Annotated in this window: 19 protein-coding genes; 18 read left to right on the top strand and 1 reads right to left on the bottom strand. The window is 59.9% G+C overall.

All coding sequences use genetic code 11. The features are described 5' to 3' along the window. Positions 1 to 67: 67 nt before the first annotated feature. The 12 genes from HBN61_RS01650 to flhB all read left to right on the top strand — a co-directional run bounded on the left by HBN61_RS01650 (position 68) and on the right by flhB (position 9,491). Positions 68 to 373, top strand: a complete 306-nt coding sequence (locus tag HBN61_RS01650) for an STAS domain-containing protein (protein WP_094992284.1) — start codon at positions 68 to 70, stop codon at positions 371 to 373. Then, complete coding sequence (locus HBN61_RS01645; RefSeq protein ID WP_170046035.1) at positions 370 to 2,085, top strand: ATP-binding SpoIIE family protein phosphatase; 1,716 nt, start codon at positions 370 to 372, stop codon at positions 2,083 to 2,085. The genes HBN61_RS01650 and HBN61_RS01645 overlap by 4 nt, the downstream gene beginning before the upstream one ends. A gap of 30 nt (positions 2,086 to 2,115) precedes the next feature. Further along, complete coding sequence (locus HBN61_RS01640) at positions 2,116 to 2,478, top strand: Hpt domain-containing protein (RefSeq protein WP_094992282.1); 363 nt, start codon at positions 2,116 to 2,118, stop codon at positions 2,476 to 2,478. A 77-nt stretch (positions 2,479 to 2,555) separates the two neighbouring features. After that, complete coding sequence (locus HBN61_RS01635; RefSeq protein ID WP_170046034.1) at positions 2,556 to 3,899, top strand: flagellar hook-length control protein FliK; 1,344 nt, start codon at positions 2,556 to 2,558, stop codon at positions 3,897 to 3,899. A gap of 198 nt (positions 3,900 to 4,097) precedes the next feature. After that, positions 4,098 to 4,589, top strand: coding sequence for a flagellar basal body-associated protein FliL (gene fliL / locus HBN61_RS01630; protein WP_094992280.1), 492 nt, complete (start codon positions 4,098 to 4,100; stop codon positions 4,587 to 4,589). 9 nt (positions 4,590 to 4,598) lie between these two features. Next, a complete protein-coding gene (fliM, locus tag HBN61_RS01625; RefSeq protein ID WP_047275940.1) occupies positions 4,599 to 5,567 on the top strand; it encodes a flagellar motor switch protein FliM in 969 nt (322 codons plus the stop codon). 56 nt (positions 5,568 to 5,623) lie between these two features. Beyond that, complete coding sequence (gene fliN, locus HBN61_RS01620; RefSeq protein WP_094992279.1) at positions 5,624 to 6,091, top strand: flagellar motor switch protein FliN; 468 nt, start codon at positions 5,624 to 5,626, stop codon at positions 6,089 to 6,091. Further along, positions 6,092 to 6,532: a flagellar biosynthetic protein FliO gene (gene fliO, locus HBN61_RS01615; protein WP_170046033.1), complete on the top strand. Its 441-nt coding sequence runs from the start codon at positions 6,092 to 6,094 to the stop codon at positions 6,530 to 6,532. Beyond that, a complete protein-coding gene (gene fliP / locus HBN61_RS01610; RefSeq protein ID WP_094992277.1) occupies positions 6,532 to 7,275 on the top strand; it encodes a flagellar type III secretion system pore protein FliP in 744 nt (247 codons plus the stop codon). The genes fliO and fliP overlap by 1 nt, the downstream gene beginning before the upstream one ends. Before the next feature lie 24 nt (positions 7,276 to 7,299). Continuing rightward, the gene (fliQ, locus tag HBN61_RS01605; protein WP_094992276.1) at positions 7,300 to 7,569 is read left to right on the top strand and encodes a flagellar biosynthesis protein FliQ; all 270 of its coding nucleotides are present in this window, start codon (positions 7,300 to 7,302) and stop codon (positions 7,567 to 7,569) included. Continuing rightward, positions 7,570 to 8,352, top strand: a complete 783-nt coding sequence (gene fliR, locus HBN61_RS01600; RefSeq protein ID WP_170046032.1) for a flagellar biosynthetic protein FliR — start codon at positions 7,570 to 7,572, stop codon at positions 8,350 to 8,352. It abuts the gene before it with no gap. Positions 8,353 to 8,354: 2 nt separating this feature from the next. Continuing rightward, positions 8,355 to 9,491, top strand: coding sequence for a flagellar biosynthesis protein FlhB (flhB, locus tag HBN61_RS01595; protein ID WP_170046031.1), 1,137 nt, complete (start codon positions 8,355 to 8,357; stop codon positions 9,489 to 9,491). Positions 9,492 to 9,508: 17 nt separating this feature from the next. On the opposite strand, the gene HBN61_RS01590 is transcribed toward flhB, so the two are convergent. After that, on the bottom strand, positions 9,509 to 10,630 hold the full coding sequence (locus tag HBN61_RS01590; protein ID WP_170046030.1) for an RHS repeat-associated core domain-containing protein: 1,122 nt from the start codon (positions 10,628 to 10,630) through the stop codon (positions 9,509 to 9,511). Between the two features lie 178 nt (positions 10,631 to 10,808). Here HBN61_RS01590 and HBN61_RS01585 point away from each other — a divergent pair, with 178 nt between their 5' ends. The 6 genes from HBN61_RS01585 to fliA all read left to right on the top strand — a co-directional run bounded on the left by HBN61_RS01585 (position 10,809) and on the right by fliA (position 17,376). Continuing rightward, on the top strand, positions 10,809 to 11,378 hold the full coding sequence (locus HBN61_RS01585; RefSeq protein WP_170046029.1) for a hypothetical protein: 570 nt from the start codon (positions 10,809 to 10,811) through the stop codon (positions 11,376 to 11,378). 363 nt (positions 11,379 to 11,741) lie between these two features. Next, positions 11,742 to 12,011, top strand: coding sequence for a short-chain dehydrogenase (locus HBN61_RS01580; protein ID WP_170046028.1), 270 nt, complete (start codon positions 11,742 to 11,744; stop codon positions 12,009 to 12,011). A gap of 221 nt (positions 12,012 to 12,232) precedes the next feature. After that, entirely contained in the window at positions 12,233 to 14,362 is a 2,130-nt protein-coding gene (flhA, locus tag HBN61_RS01575) for a flagellar biosynthesis protein FlhA (RefSeq protein WP_094992387.1), read from the top strand. 10 nt (positions 14,363 to 14,372) lie between these two features. Continuing rightward, entirely contained in the window at positions 14,373 to 15,686 is a 1,314-nt protein-coding gene (flhF, locus tag HBN61_RS01570) for a flagellar biosynthesis GTPase FlhF (protein WP_170046027.1), read from the top strand. Positions 15,687 to 15,805: 119 nt separating this feature from the next. Further along, positions 15,806 to 16,639 (top strand): flagellar synthesis regulator FleN, encoded by an 834-nt coding sequence (gene fleN, locus HBN61_RS01565; protein WP_094992269.1) that lies wholly within the window; start codon positions 15,806 to 15,808, stop codon positions 16,637 to 16,639. Beyond that, the gene (gene fliA, locus HBN61_RS01560) at positions 16,636 to 17,376 is read left to right on the top strand and encodes an RNA polymerase sigma factor FliA (RefSeq protein WP_048366258.1); all 741 of its coding nucleotides are present in this window, start codon (positions 16,636 to 16,638) and stop codon (positions 17,374 to 17,376) included. Before fleN ends, fliA begins: the two co-directional genes overlap by 4 nt. Positions 17,377 to 17,502: the final 126 nt, after the last annotated feature.

Below are 17,502 nucleotides of genomic sequence, written 5' to 3'. Positions count from 1 at the left end.
AGGGATGTGAAATTGTCATCGACGTCTATAGTTCTGGGCACTTGACCTCAGATAAGGATGCGTGCGCATGGCTGTGACAGCTGAACTCACTCCGGATGGTAAAAAACTGACGTTAGCGATCAAGGGTCGTTTTGATTTCGGCAGGCATCATGATTTCAGGGATGCCTACGAACGGCTGGAGCACACGCCTGATCAGTACGTGGTTGACCTCAAAGACACGACTTACGTCGACAGTTCCGCGCTGGGCATGCTGTTGCTGTTGCGTGACCATGCGGGGGGCGATGAGTCCGATGTGCGTATCGTCAATTGCAATCCTGACGTGCGCAAAATTTTCGCTATCTCCAACTTTGACAAGCTGTTTGATATCAGTTGAACGGGCCAGAATCTGATCTCCAGCCGCTCACCCTGCTGATCGCAGAAGACAGTGCGGTCGACCGGTTGCTGCTTTCGCGCATTGTCGGCAAACAGGGGCATCGCGTGCTGCTGGCAGCCAATGGCGCCGAAGCCGTGACGCTGTTTGCCGAGCAGCGCCCGCAAATGGTGCTGATGGACGCGCTGATGCCGGTCATGGACGGCTTTGAAGCCACCCGGCAGATTAAGGCGCTGGCGGGTGAGACGCTGGTACCGATCATTTTCCTGACCTCGCTTGAGCACACCGACGCGTTGACCCGGGCGCTGGAAGCGGGGGGCGACGATGTGCTGATCAAGCCTTATAACCCGCAGGTGCTGGCCGCCAAAATCATCGTCATGGACCGTATGCGGCGTTTGCAGGACACCGTGTTGCAGCAACGCAACCTGATCGCCCGGCACAACACATACCTGCTCAACGAACAGCGGGTGGCCAAGGCGGTGTTTGATCGGGTGGCGCACTCTGGCTGTTTAAAGGCACCGAACATTCAGTATTTGCAGTCGCCGTATGCCTTGTTCAACGGCGATTTATTGCTTGCAGCCTACACCCCGACCGGCGATATCCACGTGTTGCTGGGCGACTTCACTGGCCACGGGTTGCCTGCCGCAATCGGCGCCATGCCGCTGGCGGAGGTGTTCTACAGCATGACGGCCAAAGGCTATGGCCTGGCGGAAATCCTGCGCGAGATGAATGCCAAGCTCAAACGCATCCTGCCCGTGGACATGTTCTGCTGCGCCACACTGGCCTGCGTGAGTGCCCAGCGGCGCATTGTCGAACTCTGGAATGGCGGCATGCCGGACGGTTATCTGCAGGTCCGGGCGACCGGCGAACGCACCCCGTTGCCCTCCCGGCATTTGCCGCTGGGCGTGCTCACGTCCGACGCCTTTGATGACGCCACCGATGTGCTGCCCATGGCGCCGGGCGACCAGCTGTTTTTACTCTCGGACGGCGTTATCGACACCCCGGGGCCTGATGATCAACTGTTTGGCGTGCAAGGGCTGGAGCGCGTGTTTGCTCGTAATCAGGACCCGGCGCGGTTGATCGATGAGGTGGTACAGGCGCTGCGCGATTTTCAGGGGCACAAGCGCGATGACGTGAGCCTGGTGCACATCACGTCGCAACTGCCGCAACCCTGGAACATACCGCCGATTCTCTACGCCGACAGCGGACGTTGCAGCCCGCTGGACTGGTCGGCCAGCTTTGAGTTTAGGGCCCAATCCCTGCAACAGTTCAACCCGTTGCCCTACCTGCTGCAGTTGCTGATGGAGGTCCATGGGCTGCGTGTGCAGGGGGCAGTGATCCATGCGGTTCTGGCCGAACTGTACGCCAATGCCCTGGAGCATGGCGTTTTGGGCCTTGACTCTCGAATCAAGCGCAACGCCGCCGGGTTCGCGCAGTATTACCTGAGCCGGGAAGCGCGGCTGGAAGCGCTCAAAGAAGGATTTGTCCGGCTGCATCTGCGGGTTGAGCCTATGCTCAATGGTGGACGTTTAGTGATACAGGTTGAAGACAGCGGAAAAGGATTCGATGTCAGCAAGGTATTGGCTCGTCCACTGGACAAAGGGCGCCTGTCAGGGCGCGGCGTGAGTCTGGTGCGTCAATTGTGCCCCGCGGCGCGTTGGTCAGACGATGGTCGCAGCGCGTACGTGGAGTTTTCGTGGGAGGCTCTGGCATAATCCGCCCATTCTTGATCAAGGAGTGAACAAGTGTCTGACTTACATATGGACCCAGCCGTAGTGAACGCGTTACGCGACGTGATGGAGGGTGGGTTTGCCGACCTGCTGGACACCTTTATCGCTGACTCGGACGAACGTCTGCAACACTTGCATCTGGCGCGCGGTCCTACAGAGCTGATGGGGGTTGCCCACAGCTTCAAAGGTAGCAGCTGCAACATGGGTGCCATTCGTTTGGCGCGGTTGTGCGGCGAACTTGAAGCCCGGGTGCAAAAAATGCCTTTGGTCGGCATCGAAGAGCTGGTGCTGAAAATCGACCATGAATATCAAACCGTGCGCCGGCTGTATTGCGCCGAACGCAAGCGCTGCGGGGCTGTGCACGTGGTTTCCCACTGATGCTGGCAAAGCTGGCCCGAACCTTGCTCTGAATCTCTCACCTGTACCTACGCCAGCCCGTACAGTGGAGACCTGACATGCCGCTTGCCGCCAACCCGCTTCTTCAGACACCTGCCGCCGCTGCGTCCAAAGCCGCGGCGGGCAATGCGTCCCAGACTGCCGTTGAGCCCAATAAAAACGGGGCTCAGCCCTTCTCGAAGGTGTACGCCAAGGCGTCGCAAGGCTCGGCCTTCAATGCAGCCGATAAAGTGGCAAAACCGACCCGGGACAACCCTGCGCACGCGCCTGCCAAGCCAGACCTGCGCACTGACAAAGATGGCGTAAAACCTGCGAACGTTGCCGATAGCGGCAAACCCTTGCCTGGCGGCAAGCGCACGGACAACGCCGCTGCTGATCAGGACGACAGCGTGGCGAAACCGGTCGACGACGCGGCATCGACCGATCCCTCAGCACTGACGCCGGTCGCGCCGACGTTGCCCGTTACGCCGCCGGTGGTAGACGTGCCGGTTGAAACAGTGCCGCAACAGCCACCAGCCGATGCGTCGCAACTGGCAGCGGCCGCCACTGCGGCGGCTGCGGTTCAGCCTCAACCGGTGGCCGATGACAATTTCGACCCCGAGGCTGATCCCCTCGACGACCTGCCTGCTGTGCGCCTGGCCATGGAGCAGGGCGGGCACGTGTCCGCCAGCAGTCAGGCACCCACCAAAAGCGCTCCCGCCGAGAACACCGTCCCGACTGCCCAAACCCAGGGGCAGGCCAGCGGCATTGCCATGCTGATCGAGCCGAAGACCGATTCACACACCTCGGGCGAGGGCGGCGAAAAAGCCTTCAAGGGGTTGGTGGACGATGGCCTCAAAGACCTGAAAAGCGCTTCCAGCGACACCCGTGTCGATGACTTCGCCAATCGGCTGGCGGCATTGACCCAAGCGGCGGTGCCTAAAACGGCCAATGCCTTGCCGGTCAACCAGCCCTTGGCCATGCACCAGAACGGCTGGTCTGAAGAAGTGGTCAACCGGGTGATGTACCTGTCCAGCGCCAACCTCAAATCGGCTGACATTCAACTGGAGCCCGCCGAGCTTGGGCGACTGGACATTCGCGTCAACATTGCCGCCGACCAGCCGGCGCAGGTCAACTTCATGAGCGGTCACGCGGGCGTGCGTGAGGCGCTGGAGGGGCAAATGCACCGTTTGCGTGAGATGTTTGCCCAACAGGGCATGAGCCAAGTTGACGTTAACGTGTCGGATCAATCGCGTAATTGGCAGGGACAAGGTCAGGAGCAGCAGGGCCAGAACCGCGCCAACGGCACTGCCAACGGTGGGCGAGCGGACGGCGTTGAGCAGGACGAACTGTCCGTGGCGGGCGTTGAAGCGGCTGCGCCCAGTGTGATTCTGGGCTCCAGTGCGGTGGATTATTACGCCTGATAACCAGGTTCGCAGCCTTGAGCGATGGCGACAGGTAAACGCGGTCGTCGCTGTCGCCCACAGCGCGGTTATAGCCGCGTTATCGCCCTCCAGCACCGCTGAAGCCAAACAATGCCCGTCCGACCCTCACTTCTGGCATAACACTTGCTCTTGCCTAGCCATGCACCTGTGAAAACCGAATAGTGACGGATTATTGGCATGGCGAAGAGCGACGCAGTGAAAGACCCCGCCCAGAAAGGCAAACTCAAGCTGATTATCCTGATCGTCGTGGCGTTGCTGCTGGCGATTGGTCTGTCGGTAGGCGCTACCTGGTATTTCATGCACAGCGCCCAGAGCACGCCTGAAGCAGTGGTCGACCCGAACGTTAAAGTCGCGGCGATCTACGAGCCGATGGCGCCTGCGTTCGTGCTCAACTACAACGCCAATGGTCGCCAGCGCTATATGCAAGTGAGCATGACCCTGCAAGCCCGTAACCAGGCCGACCTAGACGCGCTCAAGGTGCACATGCCCATGATCCGCAACAACCTTGTGATGCTGTTTTCCGGGGAAACCTTCGACAGCATCGCCACGCCGGTGGGTCAGGAGATGTTGCGTCAGAAAGCCACTGCCAGTGTGCAGGCCGTTGCGCAAAAAGAGCTCGGCAAAGTGGTGATCGATCAGGTGCTCTTTACTAACTTCGTATTGCAGTAGGATCACGACATGGCCGTGCAAGACCTGCTGTCCCAGGATGAGATCGATGCGCTGTTGCATGGCGTCGATGACGGTCTGGTACAGACCGAAATGGCTGCCGAACCCGGCAGCGTCAAAAGTTACGACCTGACCAGTCAGGACCGTATCGTTCGCGGGCGCATGCCGACCCTCGAAATGATCAACGAGCGTTTCGCGCGCTATACCCGCATCAGCATGTTCAACATGCTGCGTCGCTCTGCCGACGTGGCAGTGGGCGGGGTGCAGGTGATGAAGTTCGGTGAGTACGTGCATTCGCTGTACGTGCCGACCAGCTTGAACCTGGTCAAGATCAAGCCGCTGCGCGGCACGGCGCTGTTCATCCTGGATGCCAAGTTGGTGTTCAAGCTGGTGGACAACTTCTTCGGCGGTGACGGACGTCACGCCAAGATCGAAGGCCGTGAGTTCACGCCGACCGAGTTGCGCGTGGTGCGCATGGTGCTGGAGCAGGCCTTCATCGACTTGAAAGAAGCCTGGCAGGCGATCATGGAAGTCAATTTCGAGTACATCAACTCGGAAGTGAACCCGGCCATGGCCAACATCGTCGGCCCGAGCGAGGCGATTGTGGTCTCCACCTTCCATATCGAGCTGGACGGCGGTGGCGGCGATCTGCACGTGACCATGCCGTACTCGATGATCGAACCGGTGCGCGAGATGCTCGACGCCGGTTTCCAGTCCGACCTCGACGATCAGGACGAGCGCTGGAGCAAGGCGCTGCGTGAAGACGTGCTCGACGTCAGTGTGCCCCTCAGTGCCACGGTGGCCCGTCGCCAGTTGCGTCTGCGGGACATTCTGCACATGCAGCCCGGCGACGTGATCCCCATCGAGCTGCAGGACGAACTGGTCATGCGTGCCAATGGCGTGCCGTCGTTCAAGGTCAAACTGGGTTCGCACAAGGGCAATCTCGCCCTGCAAGTGGTTGAACCCATCGACCGGCGCTAAGCGCCGGTTTCAAGAATTCGCTCTGTAACTGATTGACTGCCCGCCGAGGACAAATGATGGCTGACGAACACGAAATGACTTCCGCCGAAGATCAGGCTCTGGCCGATGAATGGGCGGCTGCGCTGGAAGAAACCGGCGATGTGGGCCAACACGACATTGACGCGTTGCTGGCGGCCGATGCGGCCAAGGCCCCGTCGTCCAACCGCGTGCCCATGGAAGAATTCGGCAGCGTGCCGCGCAACAATGAGCCGGTTACGCTGGACGGCCCCAACCTGGACGTGATTCTGGACATTCCGGTGTCAATCTCCATGGAAGTGGGCAGTACCGACATCAACATCCGTAACTTGCTGCAACTCAACCAGGGGTCGGTGATCGAGCTGGACCGTCTGGCGGGTGAGCCGCTGGACGTGCTGGTCAATGGCACGCTGATTGCGCACGGCGAAGTGGTGGTGGTGAATGAAAAGTTCGGCATTCGCCTCACGGACGTGATCAGCCCAAGCGAACGCATCAAGAAGCTGCGCTAAGTGAAGCGGCTACTCGGCGGTTTACTGGCGTTACCGTTCAGCGTGCTGGCGGCCGAGCCGCTGGCCACTGCGACTGCGGCGGCTGCGCCAGTGGTCGGTAGCGGCATTGGCGGTCAATTGACCCAACTGATGCTGGGCCTGCTGCTGGTGCTAGGCCTGATTTTCGGCCTGGCCTGGCTGTTGCGTCGGGTTCAGCACGCCGGGCCGCGCCAGGGGCAGGTGATTGAACTCATCAGTTCGCGTGCGCTGGGTGCACGTGATCGCCTGGTGCTGGTGCAGGTGGGCAATGAGCAGATCCTGCTGGGCCTGACGCCCGGTCGCATCACGCCATTGCATGTGCTCAAGGAGCCGGTGACGTTGCCGCCCACCCCGCAACCCGCCACGCCGGAATTTGCCAAGCGCCTGATGGAACTGATGGGCAATCAGAAGGACAAGCCGTAATGCGTTTAGTCGTTGCGCTGTTGTTGGCGCTGGCCGCGCCGTTGGCGTTCGGTGCCGATCCGTTGTCGATCCCGGCCATCACGTTGGGCACGGGTGCCGACGGCCAGCAAGAGTATTCGGTCAGCCTGCAAATCCTGCTGATCATGACGGCGCTGAGCTTTATCCCGGCGTTCGTCATGCTGATGACCAGTTTCACGCGGATCATCATTGTGTTTTCCATCCTGCGTCAGGCGTTGGGGCTGCAACAAACCCCGTCCAACCAGATCCTGACCGGCATGGCGTTGTTTCTGACCCTGTTCATCATGGCGCCGGTGTTCGACAAAATTAACGAAAACGCCTTGCAGCCGTACCTTGCTGAAAAGCTTTCGGCGCAGGACGCGATTCTCAAGGCCGAAGGCCCGATCAAGGACTTCATGCTGGCGCAGACCCGCACCAGCGACCTTGAGCTGTTCATGCGCCTGTCCAAGCGGACCGACATCGCCACCCCGGATGCCGCACCGCTGACCATCCTGGTGCCTGCATTTGTCACCTCGGAACTGAAAACCGCGTTCCAGATCGGCTTCATGATCTTCATTCCGTTCCTGATCATCGACCTGGTGGTGGCCAGTGTGCTGATGGCCATGGGCATGATGATGCTGTCGCCGCTGATTATTTCGTTGCCGTTCAAAATCATGCTGTTTGTACTGGTGGATGGCTGGGCGCTGATTATCGGCACGCTGGCCAGCAGTTTTGGCGGTGTGTAACGCCATGTCCGGGAGTAAGGCGCAATGACCCCAGAAGTCGCGGTTGACCTGTTTCGCAGCGCGTTGTGGCTCACCACCATCATGGTGGCGGTGCTGGTGGTGCCCAGCTTGCTGGTGGGCCTGATGGTCGCCATGTTTCAGGCCGCTACGCAAATCAACGAACAGACCCTGAGCTTCCTGCCGCGCTTGCTGGTTATGCTCGTGACCCTGATCGTGGCCGGGCCGTGGCTGGTACAGACGTTTATGGAATACATCCTGTCGTTGTACGGCAGCATTCCGCAGTTGATCGGCTAAATGTCGCTGCTGGCCCTGACGGACGCGCAGATCAGTACCTGGGTCGCCAGCTTTATGCTGCCGCTGTTCCGGGTTGGCGCGCTGTTGACCACCATGCCGATCATTGGCACGACGCTGGTGCCCAAACGCATCAAGCTGTTTTTGTCGCTTGCCATTACGTTGGCCATCATGCCCAGCCTGCCGCCGTTGCCCACCGTCAACCCGCTGGACCTGAGCGGGCTGATGCTGATTGCCGAGCAAATCATCATCGGCGCGTTGCTGGGTTTTTCGTTGCAGCTGTTTTTTCAGGCGTTCGTGGTGGCCGGGCAGATCGTCGCCATCCAGATGGGCATGGGCTTTGCGTCCATGGTCGACCCGGCCAACGGGGTCAACGTGGCGGTGATCGGGCAGTTTTTCACCATGCTGGTGACGTTGCTGTTCCTGTCCATGAACGGGCATCTGGTGGTGTTCGAAGTGCTCACCGAAAGCTTTACCACGTTGCCGGTCGGTGGCGGTTTATTGACCCTGCATTTTTGGGAAGTGGTCGGCAAACTGGGCTGGGTGTTGGGCGCCGCCCTGATGCTGGTGCTGCCGGCGATTACCGCGCTGCTGGTGGTCAACATTGCCTTTGGCGTTATGACCCGGGCGGCACCGCAGTTGAACATCTTCGCCATCGGCTTTCCGCTGACGCTGGTGCTGGGCATGGTGATCCTGTGGATCAGCCTGGCGGACATTCTCAATCAGTATCAACCGCTGGCCAGCGAGGCCTTGCAGTTCTTACGTGATCTGGCACAGGCGAAATAGCCATGGCCGAAAGCGAGAGTGGCGCCGACAAAACAGAAGACCCCACGGAGAAACGAAAAAAGGACTCCAGGGAAAAGGGCGAAATCGCACGCTCTAAAGAGCTGAATACGCTCGCCATCATGCTCGCCGGTTCAATCGGCCTGATCATCTTTGGTGGCGCGCTGGCGCAGGACATGATGGAAATCATGCGCTACAACTTCAGCATCAGCCGTGAAGCGTTGCTCAACCCGGACTCCATGGGCGCCTTCCTGCTGCATTCGGGCAAGATCGCGCTGATTGCGCTGCAACCTGTGCTTATCACCCTGCTGATTGCCGCGCTGGTGGGGCCGATTGCGCTGGGGGGCTGGTTATTCGCGGCGGGCAGCCTGGCGCCCAAATTCAGCCGCATGAACCCCGCAGCGGGGATCAAACGCATGTTCTCGGCCAAGGCGCTGGTTGAACTGCTCAAAGCGCTGGCCAAATTCTTCATCATTTTGATCGTGGCCTTGTTGGTGCTTAAGGCCGACATCGACGACTTGCAGCGCATCGCCCATGAACCGCTGGAACTGGCGGTGATCCACAGCCTGCAAGTGGTGGCGTGGAGTGCGTTGTGGATGGCCTGCGGGTTAATCCTGATTGCCGCCGTGGACGTGCCCGTGCAGTTGTGGGAAAGCCACAAAAAATTGCTCATGACCAAGCAGGAAGTGCGCGACGAACACAAGGACCAGGAAGGGCGCCCGGAAGTCAAACAACGGATCCGCCAGACCCAGCGCGAGATGAGCCAGCGGCGCATGATGAGCGCCATCCCGGATGCGGATGTGATCATCACCAACCCGACCCACTTCGCCGTTGCCCTCAAATACGACCCCGAGAAAGGCGCTGCGCCGATGCTATTGGCCAAAGGCAGCGACTTCCTGGCGCTGAAAATCCGGGAAATCGGCGCCAAGCACGACATTCTCTTGCTGGAATCGCCAGCGTTGGCGCGTTCGATCTACTACTCCACCGAACTGGACCAGGAAATCCCCGCCGGCTTGTACCTGGCCGTGGCCCAAGTGCTGGCGTACGTCTACCAGATCCGCCAGCATCAGGCGGGCAAGGGCAAGCGGCCTGATCCGCTCAGCGACCTGCCCATCCCGCCGGATTTGCGGCGCGATGAGTGACGTGTTTTTCTGCAGATTTAGAGTTGAGTCTCTCTAATCCTCGCGCCGGTGTTCGCAACTTTCGTGCTTCTATGGACTTCAGGTAAGTGACTCATTCTGACTGTCACTTTTCGAGGTGTTGTCACTGCATGTGCTTGGCTTATAGGCGTGTACTCAGGTACTTCATCCCGAGGCGCGCGCTGTATTTCAGAGGCCAAACTTTCATAGTCCGGAAGCGATGATTGTCGACTGTGTCGGGGCGAAAATTGAAAGCCGGAGGCACGGGGTTGATAGGGAGGAGGGGGGTCGATAGGTATGTTTGCTTCCACATTGTCCAGTGAGTCGAGTGAGCTGAGTGAGGCTCGACTCGACAGTCCACGAAAACCTTGGCGGCTCGCACGTGCGCCCATCGTCATGGAGATAGCACCGAGCGTCGCGCTGGTGCCAGCCATGACTGTACCCAGCCGTGTTCCCGGCACTCTTGCTGCAAGGCTGCCATACAGCACCCCAAGCGACCCGCTAAAATAAGCAGCCAGCGCCGGGCCGCTTGTGCGGGCAGGGCTACTGAGGGCAAGGGCTATGCCTCCCATCGATGAAGAAATACCCTGGACAGCCAGGAGGTTTTTCCAGGAGGTGATAAAGTGCCCTGACGGGTCGCGATAGTTGATCGGATTGTTCAGGCAGTAGCTGTAGCAATTGATCCCGCCCTTACCAAACGGGCTCCAACTGTCCGGGCTGTTAAAGCGCATCAACACGGGATTAAACGCCCGGTACCCGTTGCCCAATAAATAATGCCCAGTCACCGGGTCTGCGCACTCCCCGTTAAACCCCAAAAGATGCTCATTGGCGCCCGCGGTTGGATGGTGTCCATAGGGTGAATACGCCATTGCCCGTTGTTCTGTACTGCCCACCGTATGCAGCACGGAGTGCTGCGTGTCGGTGGCGAGCAGAGTGCTGGCGGATGACGTTGCATCACGGCTATGTAGCGCAAGCAACTGGTCGCCGTGCTGCAGGATGATGTGTCGCACCTCGCCCTGGATCTGCGTGGCAAGCCGGTTTTGCCGATAAAAGCGTTGGCGTGTCGCCTGTGGATGGGGCAGTAGCCCCGTCAGCCGATCAAGCGGGTCGTAGTGATAACTGCACAGCAGTGCTTTTTTCATGGAAGCTCTCGCGCGCGTGGAGGAATGCTTGATGATGAGCGCGAGCAGGCGTCACGGGTACTGGCAGTTCTATCAGGTGGTCACCCTGTCAATGTTGCCAGTAGTCGGTTTGCCCAAACCTGCTTAACTAGGGATAGAGCGCGCCCTGGCGTTTGTTGACCGGCAATGGAGATGCGCGATGCCTATTGAGTTAACCCTGATTCCTGATGCGTCTGTCAAAACCTATGCGTTGAGTGATGCCCACGGTTTGGCCATGGCCGAGCTGGTGGGGTTGTTTCCGGCGTTCCCCGCGCTGGAGGGCACGTTTGCGATTTTTTGGCTGGATCAGGCGCTCGATCAACATGTGGTGGGGTTCAGCACCGAGGGCGCCAACCTGCTGGCGGTGATTTCGCTGCCGACCGTGCCGCAGGGTTGTGGCCACGAGGCGTATTACGCCGCCGTGCTGGAGCGGTGCGAGAAAGAGCGCGAAACGATTTTGCGATTTTTGCGCAAGTCATTGAGTTCGGAAGGGATCAATGGGATCTGTGCACGCAGTTTTATCCTGTGCAACCTGGTGCGCCCGTTGAAGCTCGACAGTGTGCCGGTGTGGAAGGATCGGCCGCACACGCGGGACGGGCGCTGCGGGGATATTCTGATTGGCGGGCGCGGGTCGGAGCGCTATCAGCCCAACCGCAAGATTGATGTGGTGTTCGGGGCCAGCAGCAGTGCGTGCCTGGTTATTGATTTGGGGGAGTGGCGCTGGAATTGAACCCTGCGTGAGTGTGCGGGGTCGGGTGTCTGGCGTGTGCATGCGGTCGCGTCGGCCTGCAGCATTATCAGCCCCTTCAGACAGGTTTGCTGCTTGCTGCGCCTCTGCGCAGGCGCTTATAGTCCGCGCTCGCCCACATGGCGACCGGGTTTGGCGACTCGGAATTTAACCGTAGATGCAGAAACGTCATGAGTCTTTGCGCGTACAATCCGTGCGCTCTAGGACTTTATGGCGGTTGTGCGTGGGAGACTTTCGAGTCTGCCGGGTTTCTATGGTTAACCGGTTCGCCAACCCGCGCACAGCTGCCACCCCTTTGTTTGGCGACGAAAGGTGGCTTATGCCTCTAACCATTGGACTTTCCTCATGCTGAACGCTCCCTATATCCCGCTGACTGCCATCGATTGCACCATCCCCGCCTTACTGATTGACCGCAATGCTCCGCTGGACGTGCTTCATGCCAACGCCGCTGCACGCGTATTGGCCGTCACGCAGCTGATGGAAACCTTCGCCGCTCGCGATGTGGAAAACGCAGACGCGGTGGATCTCAAGCACCTGGCCACCACGGCCATGCTATTGCTGCGCGATGGGTGTGACCTGCTGGATGTGCTGGGGTGGCGGCTCAGGCCGGCGTAACGGCCCACCCCAAGCCCATGCGCGGGTGAGCGGCTATTTCACCCGCGCACGCCCGGTGCCTGCACCGGTCGTCAGTGGATCAGGGAGCAAGCGCGGGCGCTGGAATTCAGGGCTTTTTCATTCTGATGTGGCCATTTGCCAAAGTTGGAAGGGTTCTTGCAAAGGCAGGCTCCACGGCGCACATGGCGTCAAAAGTTTGCTAAAGGTTTCCCGCAATGTCATTGGATCGCTCTCAGTTAATCAACACCGCACGCAACGGTCTGACCGGTTTGGGTCAGGGGCAGTTGGGCGTGCCGTTGTTGTTGCTGGTGATGCTGGCCATGATGATGTTGCCTATTCCGGCATTCCTGCTGGATGTGTTTTTTACCTTCAACATTGCCCTGTCGATTGTGGTGCTGCTGGTCTGTGTGTACGCCTTGCGTCCGCTGGATTTCGCGGTATTCCCGACCATTCTGCTGGTGGCGACACTGATGCGCCTGGCGCTCAACGTGGCGTCGACCCGGGTGGTGATGCTCCACGGTCAAGAGGGGCACGGCGCCGCCGGTAAGGTGATTCAGGCCTTCGGTGAAGTGGTGATCGGCGGCAATTACGTGGTCGGTATCGTGGTGTTCGCGATTTTGATGATCATCAACTTCGTGGTGGTCACCAAGGGCGCCGGGCGTATCTCTGAGGTCAGCGCACGTTTTACCCTCGATGCCATGCCCGGTAAGCAAATGGCCATTGACGCCGACCTCAACGCCGGTTTGATCGATCAGAACCAGGCCAAGGCCCGCCGTCAGGAAGTCGCGCAAGAGGCTGAGTTTTACGGCTCGATGGACGGTGCCAGCAAATTCGTACGCGGCGACGCCATCGCCGGTCTGTTGATTCTGTTCATCAACTTGATCGGTGGCATGGCCGTCGGCATGTTCCAGCACGGCATGTCGTTTGGCGAGGCCGGTAAGGTCTATGCGCTGTTGACCATCGGTGACGGTTTGGTGGCGCAACTGCCTTCGCTGTTGCTGTCCACGGCCGCCGCGATCATGGTGACCCGTGCGTCGGGCTCCGAAGAGATGGGCAAGCAGATCAGCCGCCAGATGTTCGCCTCGCCCAAGGCGCTGGCGGTGTCCGCCGGGTTGATGGCCGTGATGGGCGCCGTGCCCGGCATGCCGCACTTCGCGTTCTTGAGCCTGGCCGCCGTCTCCGGTGGCGTGGCGTATTTGATGTGGAAGAAGCAAAACGTGGTCAAGGCTCAGGCGCTGCAAGAAGTTCAGCGCCAACAGGAACTGCTGCCGTCGCCTGCCCGTGCGCAAGACACCAAAGAGCTGGGCTGGGATGACGTAACCCCCATCGACATGATCGGTCTGGAAGTGGGCTACCGCTTGATCCCGCTGGTGGACCGCAACCAGGGTGGCCAATTACTGGCGCGGATCAAGGGCGTGCGCAAGAAGCTGTCCCAGGATCTGGGCTTTCTGATGCCGACCGTGCACATCCGCGACAACCTCGACCTGGCGCCCAGCGCCTACCGCTTGACCCTGATGGGGGTGATTCTGGCCGAGGCCGAGATCTACCCCGACCGCGAGCTGGCGATCAACCCCGGTCAGGTGTTCGGCACGTTGAACGGCATTACTGCCAAAGACCCGGCCTTTGGGCTCGAAGCGGTGTGGATCGAAGTCAGCCAGCGCAGTCAGGCGCAATCGCTGGGCTACACCGTGGTGGACGCTAGCACCGTGGTGGCCACGCATTTGAACCAGATCCTCTACAAGCACTCTCATGAGCTGATTGGCCATGAAGAAGTGCAGCAGTTGATGCAGTTGCTGGCCAAAGCCTCGCCTAAACTGGCTGAAGAGTTGGTGCCGGGTGTGCTGAGCCTGTCGCAGCTGCTCAAAGTGTTGCAGGCGCTGTTGGCCGAACAGGTGCCGGTGCGCGACATTCGTAGCATTGCCGAAGCCGTCGCGAACAATGCGCACAAGAGTCAAGATACCGCCGCTTTGGTCGCGGCCGTGCGCGTTGGTTTGTCCCGCGCCATCGTCCAAAGCATTGTAGGCGTTGAGTCTGAGCTGCCAGTTATCACGCTGGAGCCAAGGTTGGAACAAATATTGCTCAATAGTCTGCAGAAGGCAGGGCAAGGTCAGGAAGAGGGCGTTCTGCTGGAGCCGAGCATGGCTGAAAAACTGCAGCGTTCGTTGATCGACGCCGCACAACGCCAAGAGATGCAAGGCAATCCGGTGATCCTGCTGGTGGCCGGCCCGGTCCGCGCGATGCTGTCGCGGTTTGGCCGTTTGGCCGTGCCGAACCTGCATGTGCTGGCGTACCAGGAAATCCCTGACAACAAGCAAGTCACCATCGTTGCGACAGTAGGCCCGAACGGCTGAGGTTTGGTTTATGCAAGTGAAGCGTTTTTTCGCCGCCGATATGCGTCAGGCCATGAAACTGGTTCGTGATGAGCTGGGGGCTGATGCCGCCATTATTGGTAACCGCCGCATTGCCGGCGGTGTCGAGTTGACCGCTGCGCTGGACTACAAATTGTCTGCGCTGGCGCCCCGTGTGCCGAATGTCGAACTTGAAGAAGAGCTGCGCAAGACCCAGTCGCGCATCGTGTCGGCCCAGGCCGAGTTGAGCATGCGTGCCGAGGGCGAGTCGGATGTCAGTCGGCAGTTGTTTGCCGGTCTGCCCCTGACCGCTGCTGAGCCGCTGATTGAGCCGACCTTCGAAGAGCCGCCGCGTCCCGCCGCCCCGGCCGCGCCGAGCATGGATCAACGCGCCTTCGACACCATGCGCTTTGAGCTCAATGGGTTGCGCGAGTTGCTGGAAGTGCAGTTGGGCTCGTTGGCCTGGAATCAGTTGCAAGGCAGCAAACCGGCGCAAGCCAATTTGTGGCGCCGTTTGCAACGCATTGGTTTGTCCGGCCCGCTGGCCCGTGACTTGCTGGAGCAAGTGACCGAAATTGACGAGCCGCGTCAGGCCTGGCGCATGCTGTTGGCGCATTTGGCCCGCATGATCGCGACCCCTGAAGTCGAGCCGCTCGAAGACGGTGGTGTGATCGCCATGGTCGGCCCGGCCGGCATGGGCAAGACCACCACGCTGGCCAAGCTGGTGGCGCGTTATGTACTCAAGTACGGCGCGCAAAACATCGCGTTGGTGAGCATGGACAGCTACCGGATCGGCGCGCAGGAGCAACTTAAAACCCTGGGCCGGATCCTCAATGTGCCGGTCACGCACGTGGCGCCCGGCCAATCGTTGGGGCAAACCCTGGAGCCGCTGGTACGCAAGCGCGTGGTGCTGGTGGACACCGCGGGCCTGCAAGCCAGTGACCCGGCGCTGCGCTTGCAGCTCGAAAGCCTGGCGGGGCGCGGCATTAAATCCAAAAACTATCTGGTATTGGCCACCACCAGTCAGAAACAAGTGCTGGCGGCGGCGTACCACAGTTATAAACGTTGCGGGCTGGCCGGTTGCATCCTGACCAAACTGGATGAAACGGCGAGCCTTGGTGAAGTATTGAGTCTGGCCATCAGCCACGAGCTGCCAGTGGCCTATCTCACGGACGGTCCGCGTATCCCGGACGATCTCCATTTGCCGCGTCGTCACCAGTTGGTGAGCCGTGCGGTGAGTGTGCAAATGCAGGAAGAACCCAGCGAAGAGGCCATGGCCGACATGTTCGCTGATATCTACCACAGCCCTTCCAAACGGGTCGGCTGAGGCAGTGATGATTACGTTGGAATGTACCTACATTGATGGTCTGCACATCCTGTTCCCGTTGAGGAACCCGCAGCCAACCTGTGTAGCCGCGTCTAAGTAAGACAAGGTAAAGAAAGATCATGGGCAGCATGCATCCCGTACAGGTGATCGCAGTGACCGGCGGCAAGGGTGGCGTCGGTAAAACTAACGTTTCAGTCAACTTGTCGCTGGCTCTTGCCGAGCTGGGCAGACGAGTGATGTTGCTGGATGCTGACCTGGGGTTGGCAAACGTCGACGTACTGCTGGGGCTGACCCCCAAATACACCCTGGCCGATGTGGTCGAGGGCCGTTGCGAGCTACGCGATGTGCTGCTGCCTGGCCCTGGCGGGATTCGTATCGTGCCGGCGGCGTCGGGCACTCAAAGTATGGTTCACCTGAGTCCGGCCCAGCATGCGGGGCTGATTCAGGCCTTCAGCGAGATCGGTGACAACCTGGACGTGCTGGTGATCGACACGGCCGCCGGGATTGGCGATTCAGTGGTCAGCTTTGTGCGCGCTGCGCAGGAAGTGCTGTTGGTGGTCTGCGACGAACCGACCTCGATCACTGACGCCTATGCGTTGATCAAACTGCTCAACCGGGACTACGGCATGAACCGCTTCCGCGTGCTGGCCAACATGGCGCAGAGCCCGCAGGAAGGGCGCAACCTGTTCGCCAAGCTGACCAAAGTCACCGACCGCTTTCTGGACGTAGCCCTGCAATACGTGGGCGCCGTGCCGTACGACGAAAGTGTGCGCAAGGCTGTGCAAAAGCAGCGCGCTGTGTACGAAGCGTTCCCGCGCTCTAAATGCTCGCTGGCGTTCAAGGCCATTGCGCAGAAAGTTGACACTTGGCCATTGCCTGCCAATCCCCGTGGGCACCTGGAGTTCTTTGTTGAGCGCCTGGTGCAGCAAACCAATGTAGGTACGTCTCCATGACAGCAAGCGGCTATCGCATGTACAGCAAGTCATCGCGCGACAGTCAGTACGAGCTGATCGAACGCTACGCCCCTTTGGTCAAGCGCATTGCCTACCACCTGCTGGCGCGTCTGCCGGCCAGTGTGCAAGTTGAAGATTTGATTCAGGCCGGCATGATCGGCCTGCTCGAAGTCTCGACCAAATACGACGCCAGCAAAGGTGCAAGTTTCGAAACCTACGCGGGTATTCGCATCCGTGGCGCGATGCTTGATGAAGTGCGAAAGGGTGACTGGGCTCCCCGCTCGGTCCACCGCAACACACGCATGGTCAGCGACGCAATTCGGGCAATTGAAGCAAAAACCGGCTGTGACGCTAAAGATCACGAAGTTGCGGCCGAACTCAATTTAAGCCTTGATGATTATTACGCCATTTTGAATGACACCTTGGGCAGCCGCCTGTTCAGCTTCGACGACCTGTTGCAGGACGGCGAGCATGAAGGGCTGCACGAGGACGGCGCCAGTGCGCACCTTGAGCCGTCGCGGGACCTGGAAGACGAGCGTTTCCAGGCTGCGTTGGCCGAAGCGATCGCCAACTTGCCGGAGCGCGAGCGGCTGGTGCTGGCGCTGTACTACGACGAAGAACTCAACCTCAAGGAAATCGGTGAGGTGCTGGGCGTGAGCGAGTCGCGTGTCAGCCAGTTGCACAGCCAGTGTGCCGCGCGTTTGCGCGGGCGCCTGGCGGAATGGCGAGCGCGCTGATACGCCGCCGTCCACACGATTTACCCCCTGTAGCCGCTGCCGCAGGCTGCGATAAGGCCGCAAGACCTTCTGTCACAGACGGTCGCTGCATCCGCGTCGCGGTCGGCGGTGGCGGCTACAGGGTTA

Source organism: Pseudomonas sp. WS 5071, assembly GCF_012985765.1.
Taxonomy (GTDB): domain Bacteria; phylum Pseudomonadota; class Gammaproteobacteria; order Pseudomonadales; family Pseudomonadaceae; genus Aquipseudomonas; species Aquipseudomonas lundensis_A.
Note: the sequence above shows the minus strand (reverse complement) of the source record. Positions and strands in the feature narration are given on the sequence as shown.